This is a genomic window from Leucobacter tenebrionis (assembly GCF_019884725.1).
GTDB lineage: Bacteria > Actinomycetota > Actinomycetes > Actinomycetales > Microbacteriaceae > Leucobacter > Leucobacter tenebrionis.
Window position 1 is genome coordinate 1,019,744 of sequence record NZ_CP082322.1, and the last position, 13,363, is coordinate 1,033,106.

19 protein-coding genes are annotated in these 13,363 nt (G+C 67.0%); all 19 read right to left on the reverse strand.

The genetic code is table 11. The annotated features are described in order from the left end of the window. Positions 1 to 92: 92 nt before the first annotated feature. A complete protein-coding gene (glmM, locus tag KVY00_RS04780; protein WP_223044576.1) occupies positions 93 to 1,442 on the reverse strand; it encodes a phosphoglucosamine mutase in 1,350 nt (449 codons plus the stop codon). Between the two features lie 17 nt (positions 1,443 to 1,459). Then, the gene (gene rpsI, locus KVY00_RS04785; protein WP_223044577.1) at positions 1,460 to 1,939 is read right to left on the reverse strand and encodes a 30S ribosomal protein S9; all 480 of its coding nucleotides are present in this window, start codon (positions 1,937 to 1,939) and stop codon (positions 1,460 to 1,462) included. Positions 1,940 to 1,976: 37 nt separating this feature from the next. Beyond that, positions 1,977 to 2,423 (reverse strand): 50S ribosomal protein L13, encoded by a 447-nt coding sequence (rplM, locus tag KVY00_RS04790; RefSeq protein WP_223044578.1) that lies wholly within the window; start codon positions 2,421 to 2,423, stop codon positions 1,977 to 1,979. 421 nt (positions 2,424 to 2,844) lie between these two features. Beyond that, a complete protein-coding gene (locus KVY00_RS04795; protein ID WP_223045194.1) occupies positions 2,845 to 3,714 on the reverse strand; it encodes a tRNA pseudouridine synthase A in 870 nt (289 codons plus the stop codon). A 493-nt stretch (positions 3,715 to 4,207) separates the two neighbouring features. Next, positions 4,208 to 4,723, reverse strand: a complete 516-nt coding sequence (rplQ, locus tag KVY00_RS04800; protein ID WP_223044579.1) for a 50S ribosomal protein L17 — start codon at positions 4,721 to 4,723, stop codon at positions 4,208 to 4,210. A gap of 45 nt (positions 4,724 to 4,768) precedes the next feature. Continuing rightward, entirely contained in the window at positions 4,769 to 5,755 is a 987-nt protein-coding gene (locus tag KVY00_RS04805; protein ID WP_223044580.1) for a DNA-directed RNA polymerase subunit alpha, read from the reverse strand. Positions 5,756 to 5,956: 201 nt separating this feature from the next. Then, positions 5,957 to 6,355, reverse strand: a complete 399-nt coding sequence (rpsK, locus tag KVY00_RS04810; RefSeq protein ID WP_017885301.1) for a 30S ribosomal protein S11 — start codon at positions 6,353 to 6,355, stop codon at positions 5,957 to 5,959. A gap of 48 nt (positions 6,356 to 6,403) precedes the next feature. Next, the gene (rpsM, locus tag KVY00_RS04815) at positions 6,404 to 6,772 is read right to left on the reverse strand and encodes a 30S ribosomal protein S13 (RefSeq protein ID WP_017885302.1); all 369 of its coding nucleotides are present in this window, start codon (positions 6,770 to 6,772) and stop codon (positions 6,404 to 6,406) included. A gap of 241 nt (positions 6,773 to 7,013) precedes the next feature. Further along, positions 7,014 to 7,130, reverse strand: a complete 117-nt coding sequence (rpmJ, locus tag KVY00_RS04820) for a 50S ribosomal protein L36 (RefSeq protein ID WP_017885303.1) — start codon at positions 7,128 to 7,130, stop codon at positions 7,014 to 7,016. Between the two features lie 67 nt (positions 7,131 to 7,197). Then, complete coding sequence (infA, locus tag KVY00_RS04825; RefSeq protein ID WP_017885304.1) at positions 7,198 to 7,419, reverse strand: translation initiation factor IF-1; 222 nt, start codon at positions 7,417 to 7,419, stop codon at positions 7,198 to 7,200. Positions 7,420 to 7,615: 196 nt separating this feature from the next. After that, complete coding sequence (gene map, locus KVY00_RS04830) at positions 7,616 to 8,458, reverse strand: type I methionyl aminopeptidase (RefSeq protein WP_223044581.1); 843 nt, start codon at positions 8,456 to 8,458, stop codon at positions 7,616 to 7,618. A gap of 3 nt (positions 8,459 to 8,461) precedes the next feature. Beyond that, positions 8,462 to 9,061, reverse strand: a complete 600-nt coding sequence (locus KVY00_RS04835; protein ID WP_223044582.1) for an adenylate kinase — start codon at positions 9,059 to 9,061, stop codon at positions 8,462 to 8,464. Continuing rightward, a complete protein-coding gene (gene secY / locus KVY00_RS04840) occupies positions 9,058 to 10,383 on the reverse strand; it encodes a preprotein translocase subunit SecY (protein ID WP_223044583.1) in 1,326 nt (441 codons plus the stop codon). Before secY ends, KVY00_RS04835 begins: the two co-directional genes overlap by 4 nt. Before the next feature lie 213 nt (positions 10,384 to 10,596). Further along, positions 10,597 to 11,058, reverse strand: coding sequence for a 50S ribosomal protein L15 (gene rplO / locus KVY00_RS04845; RefSeq protein WP_223044584.1), 462 nt, complete (start codon positions 11,056 to 11,058; stop codon positions 10,597 to 10,599). Beyond that, positions 11,055 to 11,243, reverse strand: a complete 189-nt coding sequence (rpmD, locus tag KVY00_RS04850; RefSeq protein ID WP_223044585.1) for a 50S ribosomal protein L30 — start codon at positions 11,241 to 11,243, stop codon at positions 11,055 to 11,057. Before rpmD ends, rplO begins: the two co-directional genes overlap by 4 nt. Next, positions 11,243 to 11,911: a 30S ribosomal protein S5 gene (rpsE, locus tag KVY00_RS04855; protein WP_255572769.1), complete on the reverse strand. Its 669-nt coding sequence runs from the start codon at positions 11,909 to 11,911 to the stop codon at positions 11,243 to 11,245. Before rpsE ends, rpmD begins: the two co-directional genes overlap by 1 nt. A gap of 23 nt (positions 11,912 to 11,934) precedes the next feature. Continuing rightward, a complete protein-coding gene (gene rplR, locus KVY00_RS04860; RefSeq protein ID WP_223044587.1) occupies positions 11,935 to 12,309 on the reverse strand; it encodes a 50S ribosomal protein L18 in 375 nt (124 codons plus the stop codon). A gap of 3 nt (positions 12,310 to 12,312) precedes the next feature. Then, complete coding sequence (gene rplF, locus KVY00_RS04865; protein ID WP_223044588.1) at positions 12,313 to 12,849, reverse strand: 50S ribosomal protein L6; 537 nt, start codon at positions 12,847 to 12,849, stop codon at positions 12,313 to 12,315. A gap of 6 nt (positions 12,850 to 12,855) precedes the next feature. Next, positions 12,856 to 13,254, reverse strand: coding sequence for a 30S ribosomal protein S8 (gene rpsH / locus KVY00_RS04870; RefSeq protein WP_130109250.1), 399 nt, complete (start codon positions 13,252 to 13,254; stop codon positions 12,856 to 12,858). Between the last annotated feature and the right edge of the window lie 109 nt (positions 13,255 to 13,363).

Genomic DNA, 13,363 nt, shown 5'->3' on the forward strand with positions numbered 1-13,363 from the left:
GCGGCCCGCGCTCGCCACTGCGCGACCGATCCCGCCGCTATGCAAGAAGGCCCGGTCATGCGACCGGGCCTTCTTGCATTTCGACGCGCGACTCAGACCGCGAGCCGCTCCTTCACGATCTCGGCGAGGTCGTCGGCGAGGCGCTGCGCCTGCTCCTCGTGCTCCGCTTCGACCATCACGCGCACCACGGGCTCGGTGCCCGAGGGGCGCAGCAGCACGCGGCCCTTGCCGCCCAGCGCGAGCTCGGCCTGGTGCACCGCCTGCTGCAGCACATCGTCCCCGGAGACCCCGGTGCGGTCGACGCCGCGCACGTTCACGAGCACCTGCGGGTACACGGTCATGCACTGCGCCAGTTCGGCGAGCGACTTGCCGGTGCGCTTCACCTCGGCGGCGATGTGCAGACCGGTGAGGATGCCGTCACCCGTGGTCGCGTAGTCGCTCATGATGACGTGCCCCGACTGCTCGCCTCCCAGCGAGTAGCCGTGCTCGTTGATCGCCTCGAGCACGTAGCGGTCGCCCACCCCGGTCTCGACGACGTCGATGCCGTTGTCGGCCATGGCAAGCTTCAGTCCGAGGTTGGACATCACGGTCGCGACGAGCGTGTTGCGTTCGAGCTTGCCTCGGGCCGACATCGAGAGCGCGAGGATCGCCATGATCTTGTCGCCGTCGACCACGTTGCCGTCGCCGTCGACCGCGAGACAGCGGTCGGCGTCACCGTCGTGGGCGATGCCGAGGTCGCCGCCGTGCGCGCGAACAGCAGCGATCAGCGGCTCGAGGTGGGTGGAACCCACACCGTCGTTGATGTTGAAGCCGTCGGGATCGTTGCCGATCACCGTCACCTTCGCCCCGGCATCGCTGAACACGTCCGGCGAGATCCCGGCCGCGGCGCCGTGCGCGCAGTCGAGCACGACGTGCAGCCCGTCCAACTTGACGCCCTCGAGCGTGCCGAGCAGGTGCACGAGGTAACGGTCCTCGGCGTCCGCGAAGCGGCGGATCCGACCGACCTCCCGGCCTGTGACCGCGATCCTCGTGCCGCTCATCGCGGCCTCGATCTCGTCCTCGATGTCGTCGGCCAGCTTGCGGCCGCCCTCGGCGAAGAACTTGATGCCGTTGTCTGGCGCCGGGTTGTGCGAGGCCGAGACCATCACACCGAAGTCGGCTCCGGTGTCGGCGACGAGGTAGGCGGCGGCGGGAGTCGGGATCACGCCGGCGTCGAGCACATCGACGCCGGCAGCGGCCAGACCGGCCGAGACGGCCGCCGCGATGAACTCACCGGACACTCGCGGATCGCGAGCGACCACGGCTACAGCGCGACGGCTCTCGCTCCGGGCTGAACGCCCGAGAACGAGAGCCGCTGCGTGGGCGAGGTTCATGGCCAGCTCGGCGGTCACATCGACCCCGGCCAGACCACGAACCCCATCGGTGCCGAACAGGCGTCCCATGAGAGGGTGCTTCCTGCTTAGCGCTTCGAGTACTGAGGCGCCTTGCGGGCCTTCTTGAGACCGGCCTTCTTGCGCTCCTTGATGCGGGCGTCGCGGCTGAGGAAGCCGGCCTTCTTGAGCGTCGGGCGGTTGTGCTCCGCGTCGATCTCGTTCAGGGCGCGGGCGATCGCGAGACGCAGGGCGCCGGCCTGACCCGAGGGGCCGCCGCCGACGATGCGGGCGATCACGTCGTACGAGCCGTTCAGCTCGAGCACGGTGAAGGGATCGGTGATGAGCTGCTGGTGCAGCTTGTTGGGGAAGTACTCGTCGAGCTCGCGCCCGTTGACGGTCATCTTGCCCGAGCCGGGGATGAGGCGCACGCGGGCGATGGCCTGCTTGCGACGGCCGACGGCTGCACCGGGAACGGTGAGCGCGGGGCGGGGGGTCGACGCGGTCGCCTGCGAGGCGGGCGTCTCGGTGGTGTAGCTCTCGGGGGCCACGGTCTGCTCTTCAGTCACTGTGAAGTCTCTCTCTTAACGTCTCGTTGCGCCGCGATTACTGCGCGACCTGGCCGAAGGTGTAGGGGGTGGGCTGCTGAGCCGCGTGCGGGTGCTCTGCGCCCGCGTAGACCTTCAGCTTGCGGAAGATGTCGGCGCCCAGGGAGTTCTTCGGCAGCATGCCGCGGATGGCCTTCTCGACGGCGCGCTCGGGGTTCTTCTCGAGCAGCTCGGTGTAGCTCACCGAGCGCAGGCCGCCCGGGTAGCCCGAGTGGCGGTAGGCCTTCTTCTTGGCCGCCTTGCCCGCGGTCAGCACGACCTTGTCGGCGTTGATGATGATGACGTAGTCGCCCATGTCCATGTGGGGGGCGAACGTCGGCTTGTGCTTGCCGCGGAGCAGAGCCGCCGCGTGCGAGGCCAGGCGGCCGAGCACCACGTCGGTGGCGTCGATGACGAGCCAGTCGTGCTTCTGCTCGGAGGCCTTCGGCGAATAAGTGCGAGTCACTAGAGTGCTGCTTTCTGTCGAATTGGAGGTGTTCGTGGATCCCGCTCCGATGCCCGGTCCCCTATGGGTGCGCGAGCGATGGAGGGCTCAACAAATCGGGTGCTTACGCACCAAGGATCAACTTTAGCACAGGATCGCGGAGCCTCTCCATGATCTCCAGGGCCTGCAGGCCTCCAGGGCCTTCGTTGCAGTCTTTCCAGGCCCTGGATCAATCGAGACGGTCCATTCCTCTCGAGCCGGGCTGCAATTCGCGTGAATTGCAGCCCGGCTCGATACTTTGAGGCCGACTCGCACGCTCGCCCGGGGCCACGACTTCAAGAAGGCCCCGCCATGGATCCGCGACGTCGGCCGTCGGCCGTCACCCATCAGAAGCCAGACGTCGGCGGTCGGCCGTCTGCGCTCGGCCTCAGGCCGGCAGCCGTCAGCCGTCGAGAGGAGCCCGCTTCGCCCGCGTCTGCTCGGCTCGCGCTGCGAGCGCCTCGTCGGACGGGTACGCGATCTCCTCGAGTGACAGCCCGTGAGCCGGCATGACCGTGAACCTGCTGGATCGCGCACGGGCGTCGCGCAGCCGGATCAGCTCATCGTGCCCGATCCTCCCGCTGCCCACCGCGACAACCGCCCCGACGAGCGCCCGCACCATCGAGTGGCAGAAGGCGTCCGCTTCGATGCGCGCCGCGTAGGCGCCGTCCTCCGTCTCGCGCCACTCGAAGCAGAGCAGATCGCGCACGGCGGTGGCCCCCTCGCGCGCCTTACAGAAGGTCGTAAAGTCGTTCAGGCCGAGCAGTTCGTCACTGGCGCGCTGGATCGCCGAGAGATCGAGCGGCCGCGGCACCTCGGCGGTGAAGCGCGCGGTGAGCGGATCGCGGCGCATGCCCTCCCCCCGCAGCCGGTATTCGTAGCGCCGGCGCAGCGCCGAGAATCGTGCATCGAACACGTCGGGCACGATCCTCACCGCATGCACCGCGATGTCAGGCGCACCGCGCTTCAGCACGCCGTTGAGCTTACGAGCTCGGGTCGCGGACTCCTCCGCCTCGGTGCGGCGCGCCTGCCCGCGCCGAGCGCTCCACTTCGCGAGCTGCGCGTCCGTGACATCGAGGTGCGCGACCTGGCCCCGTGCATGCACGCCCGCGTCGGTGCGGCCTCCGACGGTGAGCCGCACGCCCGCGTTCTCGGGGCCCGTGCGCAGCAGCAGGCCGATGGCCCGCTCCAGCTCGCCCTGCACGGTGCGCAATCCAGGCTGCGCAGCCCACCCGGAGAAGTCCGTGCCGTCGTAGGCGAGGTCGAGCCGCAGCCGGGTGCGCTCCGCGGGCCGGCCCGCGGTCGCGGGTGCGGACTCGGCGTGCGGCCCAGCGGGAGCAGGTGCGTCGGACCCAGCGTGCACGGCAGAGGCGTCGGCGTGCACGGGACGGTCGGGCTCAACATGCACGGGGCGGTCTGGTCGGTCGAGGATCACTCCTCGATCCTGCCAGATCCGCAGCCGGCCGTCCCGACCCGTCGTGCCGGCCCGCCTCTCTCTCTCCCCCCCCGATCGAGATGACACATTCGGCCCCCATATCGCAGCGCGAGGGCGGAACGCGTCATCTCGGCGAGGAAGCAGGTCGGGAACGAGGAAGCAGGGCGAGCACGAGTAAGCAGGGCGGGAATGAGGAAAGAACGCGGGAATGGCGGGAAAGCCCGGGACCAGGAGGGAGAGCGGCGCGGGAAGGGACGGCGGGAGAGAACAGCGAAGCGCCCCGCGTTCCTGGAGGGATCGCGGGGCGCTTCGTCGTGCGGGAGTCGAGACGTTACTCGGCCTTCTCCTCGGCCGGAGCCTCGGTCTCGGCTGCCTCCTCGGCGGGAGTCTCGGCCTCGGCGACCTCGGTCTCCTCGGCGGGGGTCTCGACGACCTCCTCGGCCTTGGGCTCCTCGGCAGCAGCCTTCTTCGCCTTCGGCTTCGGGTTGACCGGCTCGAGCACGAGCTCGATCACTGCGAGGGGCGCGTTGTCGCCCTTGCGGAAACCGGTCTTGATGATGCGGGTGTAGCCGCCCTCGCGGTTCTCGACGAGCGGGGCGATCTCGGTGAAGAGCTCGTGCACGACGCTCTTGTCGAGGATCTGACGCATCACGCGACGGCGGGCGTGCAGGTCGCCGCGCTTGGCGAAGGTCACGAGGCGCTCGGCCACGGGCTGCAGGCGCTTAGCCTTGGTCTCCGTGGTCTGGATCCGCTTGTGCTCGAAGAGCTGGGACGCCATCTGGTTCAGCATGAGGCGCTCGTGTGCGGGGCCGCCTCCGAGGCGGGGGCCCTTGTTGGGCTTGGGCATTGTTTACTCCAGTAAGTGTGCGATCAGGCGAGCAGCGCCGGGTCGTTAGTTGTTGTCGTCTTCGTAGCTGTAGAACTGCGCACCGTCGAAGCCGGGCACCGCGTCCTTCAGCGAGAGGCCCATCTCGGTGAGCTTGTCGCGCACCTCGAAGACGGACTTCTGGCCGAAGTTGCGGATGTTCATCAGCTGCGCCTCGGAGAGCGCGACGAGCTCGCTCACCGTGTTGATGCCCTCGCGCTTCAGGCAGTTGTAGCTGCGCACCGAGAGATCCAGGTCCTCGATCGGGATCGAGAGCTCGCCCTCGGCCACGACCTCGACCGGCGCGGGGCCGATCTCGACGCCCTCGGCGGCGGTGTTGAGCTCGCGGGCCAGGCCGAACAGCTCGACGAGGGTCGAACCGGCCGACGCGATCGCGTCGCGGGGCGTGATGGCGGGCTTGGTCTCGACGTCGACGACGAGGCGATCGAAGTCGGTGCGCTCACCCGCACGCGTGGCCTCCACGCGGTAGGTGACTTTGAGCACCGGCGAGTAGATCGAGTCGACCGGGATGCGGCCGACCTCGGCGTCCTCGTTGCGGTTCTGGGCAGCCGAGACGTAGCCGCGGCCGCGCTCGATGGTCAGCTCGAGCTCGAACTGCGCGGTGTCGCTCAGAGTCGCGATGACGAGCTCGGGGTTGTGCACCTCGACACCCGCGGGAGCGGAGATGTCGGCGGCGGTCACCTCACCGGCGCCGGTCTTGCGCAGGTATGCCGTGATCGGCTCGTCGTGCTCGCTCGAGACGACGAGATCCTTGATGTTGAGGATGATCTCGGTCACGTCCTCGGTCACACCGGGGATCGTCGTGAACTCGTGGGCAACGCCCTCGAAGCGCACGCTGGTCACCGCGGCACCGGGGATCGACGAGAGCAGGGTGCGACGCAGGGAGTTGCCGAGCGTGTAGCCGAAGCCGGGCTCGAGCGGCTCGATGGCGAAGCGCGAACGGTACTCGGAGATCGATTCTTCAGTCAGAGTGGGTCGCTGTGCAATGAGCACTGTGTGTGGTCCTTTCGCTGGAGTCCGCTATATGACTCATGCGTTGATGGGAAAGGGAAGGACTGAAACAGCCTCGGCGACCGGCCGCAACGGGATTCCGTTGCGGCCGGAAGCCGCTAGCATTCGCCGATGTCGATCTGGGTGCCTCGACGCCGCGGAGGGCGGCAGTCGAAGCCGACCGCAGTCGGCTAGACAATCAGTTCAGACGCGACGGCGCTTCGGCGGACGGCAACCGTTGTGCGTCTGCGGGGTGACATCGGTGATCGACCCGACCTCGAGGCCTGCCGCCTGAAGCGAGCGGATCGCGGTTTCGCGGCCCGAGCCCGGACCCTTCACGAAGACATCGACCTTCTTCATGCCGTGCTCCTGCGCCTTGCGCGCAGCCGACTCCGCGGCGAGCTGAGCGGCGAAGGGGGTCGACTTGCGCGAGCCCTTGAAGCCGACGCCGCCCGAGGAGGCCCAGCTGATCACGGCACCGGTGGTGTCGGTGATCGAGACGATCGTGTTGTTGAACGTCGACTTGATGTGGGCCTGGCCCACGACGACGTTCTTCTTGTCCTTGCGACGCGGCTTACGAGCCGCGGTCTTGGGTGCAGCCATTGAGTGTTCTCCTGAAAAGCTCTGTGTGTTCGGTCAGTGAACCGGCGGTTACTTCTTCTTGCCGGCGACGGTGCGCTTCGGGCCCTTGCGGGTGCGAGCGTTCGTCTTGGTGCGCTGACCGTGCACGGGCAGGCCCTTGCGGTGGCGGAGACCCTGGTAGCTGCCGATCTCGACCTTGCGGCGGATGTCGGCTGCGACCTCGCGGCGGAGGTCGCCCTCAACCTTGAAGTTGCCTTCGATGTAGTCGCGGAGCGCGACGAGCTGGTCGTCGGTGAGGTCCTTGACGCGGATGTTGCCGTCGATGCCGGTGTCGGCGAGGGTCTTCAGCGCGCTGGTGCGGCCGACGCCGTAGATGTAGGTGAGTGCGATCTCGACGCGCTTATCGCGCGGGATGTCGACTCCTGCGAGACGTGCCATGTTGGCTCTCCTTGCGGATCGTGGAGGTTTGGTGCGCATCGGGGGTTCGGGCCTCCGACCCGAGGTGTCCCCCGCACGTCGACAGACGGTGGTCTGCGTCCGTGCGGGCTCTTCGATGCGCTGGATCAGTTATTGAGTTGCGTGTTCTGCTCGAGCAGTCTCGTCACCCTGCGTGAGCTTGCGAACCGCAGGATCTCGTATGAGACTCTGCGACGACTTGCTCACGCAGCATGACGACCTGCTAGCCCTGACGCTGCTTGTGGCGCGGGTTGCTCTTGCAGATCACCATGACGCGGCCGTGACGACGGATGACCTTGCAGTGATCGCAGATCGGCTTGACGCTGGGCTTGACCTTCATGATGTTTCCTTCATAGTTCGCTGTCCTCGTACTCGCGGGGTGCCGCGAGCCGTTACTTTCCAGCGACCTACTTGTAGCGGTAGACGATGCGGCCGCGGGTCAGATCGTAGGGCGTCAGCTCCACGATCACGCGGTCCTCGGGGAGGATGCGGATGTAGTGCTGGCGCATCTTTCCGGAGATATGAGCGAGCACCTTGTGTCCATTGGTCAACTCAACGCGGAACATCGCATTGGGCAGAGCCTCGACAACCTGTCCCTCGATCTCGATGACGCCGTCTTTCTTCGCCATAGCCTCACTATCGCTTGCGTAGGTTTGTGCTGGTCTTGCGAATGCCCTGAACTTGCCTGCGAGCACGAAGCGGATCCTCCGCCGCGAACACGAAAACAGGCGCAAAGCACCAAAGATCAAGAGTACCCGGGCGTGGCGCATTTGTAAACCCGAGGTTCACGACACGCCGATGCGGCTACGGGATCGACAGGAATGCCTACGGGATCGGAACCGGAGTGATCCCGAGCGGCTCGAGACCGCTCGCTCCGCCGTCCTCGGCGGTCAGCACCCAGATCCCCTTCTCGTGCACGGCGACCGAGTGCTCCCACTGAGCGCTCATCGAGCCGTCGGCGATCGTGACCGTCCAGTCGTCGTCCTGCACCACGGTGTCGATCCCGCCCGCGGAGATGATGGGTTCGATCGCCACCACGAGCCCGGGCTTCACCTCGGGCCCGCGCCGCTTCACCGGCACGTTGAAGACCGGTGGATCCTCGTGCATGCTGCGTCCGATGCCGTGGCCGATGTAATCCTCGAGCACGCCGAAATCGCTGTGCGAGCGGACGTAGGCTGAGACGGCCTCCCCCACCTCGTTCAGGTGGGACGCCGACGCGAGCCTCGCGATCCCGCGCCACATCGCGGCCTCGGTGACGTCGCTGAGCTTCTGGATCTCAGCGGTGCGCTCGGACCGCGCATGATCGGGCAGCACCGCCGTGATGGCGGCGTCGCCGTGCCAGCCCTTCACCACTGCCCCCGCGTCGAGGGCCACGATGTCGCCCGGCTCGAGCGGGCGATCCGTCGGGATCCCGTGCACCACGTGCTCGTTGACGTTCGCGCAGATGGTGTGGCGGTAGCCGGGTTCGAGCATGAAGTTGGGGGCGCCGCCGCGGGAGCGGATCGCCTCCTCTGCGAGCGCGTCGAGTTCGAGCGGCGTGATACCGGGGCGCACCGCCTCGCGCATCGCCGCGAGGGCCGCCGCGGTCGCGAGTCCCGGTTCGACCATCAGCCGCAGCTGCGCCGGCGACTTGTAGATGGAGCGGCGCAGGATCCCCCGACGGGCCACGGCCTAGCGCTCCACCGGAGCGGCGAGCTTCGCTTCGAGCCCCTCGGCGATGCGCTGGGCCACTTCCTCGACGGTGCCGAGGGCGTCGACGGTCACCAGGATCCCGCGCTCCGAGAATAGCGCGATGAGCGGCGCGGTCTGCTCGGCGTACACCTCCTGGCGGTGGCGGATCACCTCTTCGGTGTCGTCGGCGCGGCCCTCGATCTCGGCGCGCTTCAGCAGACGGGCGACGACCGCGTCGACGTCGGCTTCCAACAGCACGACCGCGTCGAGCGACGAGCCGTCGAGCATGTTGTCGAGCGCGTGCACCTGATCGACCGTGCGGGGGTATCCGTCGAGCAGGAATCCGGCGGCCGCATCGGGCTGCGCGAGGCGATCCTCGACGATCTCGTTGGTGAGCGAGTCGGGCACGAGCTCGCCGCGCTCGATGATCGCCTGCACCCGCTTGCCGAGTTCGGTGCCGCCCTTGATGTTGGCGCGGAAGATGTCTCCGGTCGAGATGGCCGGCACCCCGTAGCGCTCCGCGATCGCGGAGGCCTGGGTGCCCTTGCCCGCACCCGGCGGGCCGATGATCAGCAGTCGTGTGGTCTGGGTATCGGTCACTTGAGAAGCCCTTCGTAGTGGCGCTGCTGCAGCTGAGCATCGATCTGCTTGACGGTCTCGAGACCGACACCCACGATGATCAGGATCGAAGCACCGCCGAACGGGAAGTTCTGGTTGGCCCCGAAGAACGCGAGCGCGATGAGCGGGATGAGCGCGATCAGCCCCAGGTAGAGCGATCCCGCGCTGGTGATACGGGTGAGCACGTAGTTGAGGTACTCGGCGGTGGGTCGTCCGGCGCGGATGCCGGGGATGAACCCGCCGTACTGCTTCATGTTGTCGGAGACCTCTTCGGGGTTGAAGGTGATCTGCACGTAGAAGAAGGTGAATCCGATGGTGAGCAGGAAGAAGACGAGCATGTACACGGGCTGATCGCCGTACACGAGGTTGTTCTGGATCCAGACGACCCAGGCCTTCGGCTCCTCGCCGATCTGCGGCTGGTTGAACTGCGTGATCAGCATGGGCAGGTACAGGATCGCGGAGGCGAAGATGACCGGGATCACACCGGCCATGTTGACCTTGATCGGGATGTAGGTGCTGCTGCCCCCATAGGTGCGCCGCCCGACCACGCGCTTCGCGTACTGCACCGGGATACGGCGCTGGGACTGCTCGACGAAGACGACGGCGGCGACGACGACGAGGCCGACCGCGAGCACCAGGAGGAACACCTCCCAGCCCTTCGACTCCTTGATCATCCACATGGCGCTGGGGAAGGTCGCCGCGATCGAGGTGAAGATGAGGAGCGACATGCCGTTGCCGATGCCGCGCTCGGTGATGAGCTCGCCGAACCACATGATGAGGCCGGTGCCGGCGGTCATCGTGATGATCATGATGAGGATCGCCCACCACTCCTGCGAGACCAGGTTCTGGCACGCCTGGTTGGCTACCGCGCCGAACAGCTGGCCCGAGCGGGCGACGGTGATCAGCGTGGTCGACTGGAGGACCGCGAGCGCGATCGTCAGGTAGCGGGTGTACTGGGTCAGCTTGGCCTGCCCGGCCTGGCCTTCCTTGTGCAGCGCTTCGAAGTGCGGGATCACCACGCGCAGCAGCTGCGTGATGATGGAGGCGGTGATGTAGGGCATGATGCCCAGCGCGAAGATCGACAGCTGCAGCAGAGCGCCGCCGCTGAACAGGTTGATCATGTCGTAGAGGCCCGAGGTGCCCTGCGCCTGATTGGCGACGAGGCAGGCCTGCACATTGTCGAACTGAACGAACGGTGCCGGGATGAAGGATCCGAGCCGGAAAAGGGAAACGATCGCGAGCGTGAAGACGATCTTCCGCCGCAGATCAGGGGTCCGGAAGATCCGTCCGATGGCGCTGAACAAAATCTGCCTCCTGGGAACGTCGTATGGGCCTTCGCCTGACGACGAGAACCGATTGCACCAGCCTACATGGATGGTGGGGCCTGAAAAACAGGGATCGGCCGAGCGGCGATCCCTCAAACAAAAAGCGGGGGCGAGGCGGGGCGGCACGTGTGCCGACCCCGCCGCGCCCCCACTACCCGAGTCATGCTCGAGTGTTCGAGTCCTGACGGACCCTTACTTGATCTCTCCGCCGGCGGCGACGATCTTCTGCTCGGCAGAGCCGGAGACCTTGTCGACCGACACGGTGAGCTTGACCTGCAGATCGCCGTCGCCCAGCACCTTGACGGGCTGGTTCTTGCGGACGGCGCCCTTCGACACGAGATCCTCGACGGTCACGTCCCCACCCTGCGGGTAGAGCTCTGCGAGCTTGGCGACGTTGACGACCTGGTACTCGGTGCGGAACGGGTTCTTGAACCCGCGCAGCTTCGGGGTGCGCATGTGCAGCGGCATCTGCCCACCCTCGAAGCCGGCCTTCACCTGGTACCGGGCCTTGGTGCCCTTGGTACCGCGGCCCGCGGTCTTGCCCTTCGAGCCCTCGCCGCGACCCACACGGGTCTTGGCCTTCTTCGAGCCCGGAGCCGGACGCAGGTGATGCGCCTTGAGCACCGGCTCGCGCTCCTCGTTCTTCTCGCTCATGCGTCGATCTCCTCAACCTCTACAAGGTGAGCGACAGCGCGCACGTAGCCGCGGTTAGCCTGGGTGTCCTCACGAACGACCGACTGGCCGATCTTCTTGAGGCCGAGGCTGCGCAGGGTATCGCGCTGGTTCTGCTTCTCACTGATAACGGACTTCGTCTGCGTAATCCTCAGGCTCTTCGCCATTACGCACCTGCCTTTGCCTTCGCGGCAGCGTCGGCCGCGGCCTTCGCCTCGGCGCGCACGATGCGAGCCGGGGCGACGCGGTCGAAGTCGAGACCGCGGCGGGCTGCGACGGAGCGGGGCTCCTCGAGCTGCTGCAGCGCCTCGACGGTCGCGTGCACGATGTTCAGGGTGTTGGACGAGCCGAGCGACTTGCTCAGCACATCGTGGATGCCGGCGCACTCGAGCACGGCGCGGACCGGACCACCGGCGATAACACCGGTACCGGCAGCAGCCGGACGCAGCAGCACGACGCCGGCTGCGGCCTCGCCCTGCACGGGGTGCGGGATGGTGCTGCCGACGCGGGGCACGCGGAAGAAGTTCTTCTTCGCCTCCTCGACACCCTTGGAGATGGCGAGGGGCACCTCCTTCGCCTTGCCGTAGCCGACACCGACGGTGCCGTTGCCGTCGCCCACCACGACGAGCGCGGTGAAGCTGAAGCGACGGCCGCCCTTGACGACCTTCGACACGCGGTTGATGGTCACGACGCGCTCGAGGAACTGGCTCTCGCTGCGATCGCGTCCGCCGCGCTCGCCACGGGTACCGCGGTCACGGCTGCCGCGACGCTGCTCGCGGGGCTCGTTGCGGTGATCCTGAGCCGGCGCCTCGGCGGCCTGAGTCTCAGCAGACACTTCCTGCTCCTTCGTTTCGTTGCTCACAGGGCCAGCCCCCCTTCGCGAGCGCCATCGGCGATCGCTGCGACGCGGCCTGCGTACTTGCTGCCGCCGCGGTCGAAGACGACTGCCTCGACACCGGCGTTCTTCGCGCGCTCTGCGACGAGCTCGCCGACCTTGCGCGCCTTGGCGGTCTTGTCGCCGTCGAACGCGCGCAGATCGGCTTCCATGGTCGAAGCCGAAGCGACGGTGACGCCCTTCGAGTCGTCGACGATCTGGACGAAGACGTGGCGAGCCGAGCGGTTCACGACGAGACGGGGACGCGCCTCGGTGCCGACGATCTTCTTGCGCAGGCGGGTGTGGCGACGGATGCGAGCAGCCGTACGACCCTTAGCCCGAGATACTGAAGCGGCCATGGGTTACTTACCAGCCTTTCCTGCCTTGCGACGGACGTTCTCACCGGCGTAGCGAATGCCCTTGCCCTTGTAGGGCTCCGGCTTCTTCAGCTTGCGGATGTTCGCAGCGGCCTCGCCGACCGCCTGCTTCGAGATGCCGCTCACGATGATCTTCGTGTTGCCCTCGACGGCGAGCGTGATGCCCTCCGGCGCCTCGACGTTCACCGGGTGCGAGAAGCCGAGCGCGAGCTCGAGGCCCTGGCCCTTCTGCTGCACGCGGTAACCCGTGCCGACGACCTCGAGCTGCTTCGAGTAGCCCTCGGTCACACCGATGATGTTGTTGTTGATGAGCGTGCGGGTCAGACCGTGCAGCGCTCGGGAGTCGCGCTCGTCGTCGGGACGGGTGACCAGCACCTGGCCGTCCTCGAGAGCAACGCGGATCGGTTCGGCGACGACGAGCGACAGCTCGCCCTTCGAACCCTTGACCGTGACCTTCTGGCCCTCGATCTTGACGTCTACACCACCGGGAACGGTGATGGGAAGCTTACCAATACGTGACATGACGGCTTACCACACGTAAGCGAGGACTTCCCCGCCAACGCCCTTCTGCTCAGCCTCGCGGTCGGTGAGGAGCCCCGAGGAGGTGGACAGGATCGCGATGCCGAGGCCGCCGAGCACGCTCGGGATCTCGGTCGAGCGCGCGTACACCCGGAGGCCGGGCTTCGATACGCGCTTGATGCCCTCGATGGAGCGCTCGCGGTTCGGGCCGTACTTCAGCGACATGGTGAGGGTGGTGCCGACGCGAGCCGCCTCCACCTTCCAGTCCTTGATGTAGCCTTCGCGCTTGAGGATCTCAGCGATCCGCTCCTTCAGCTTCGAGCCGGGGAGCGAAACGTCGTCATGATGCGCAGAGTTGGCGTTGCGCAGCCGGGTCAGCATATCTGCTACCGGATCAGTCATCGTCATGAGTGACTCTTCTTTCTCGCCTGGTATCACACACCGTTACACGGAGTGCGACCTGGGTGACACACGGATCGGGTGCCCGGGAAACTCCCGAGCACCCTCACCGTTTGGA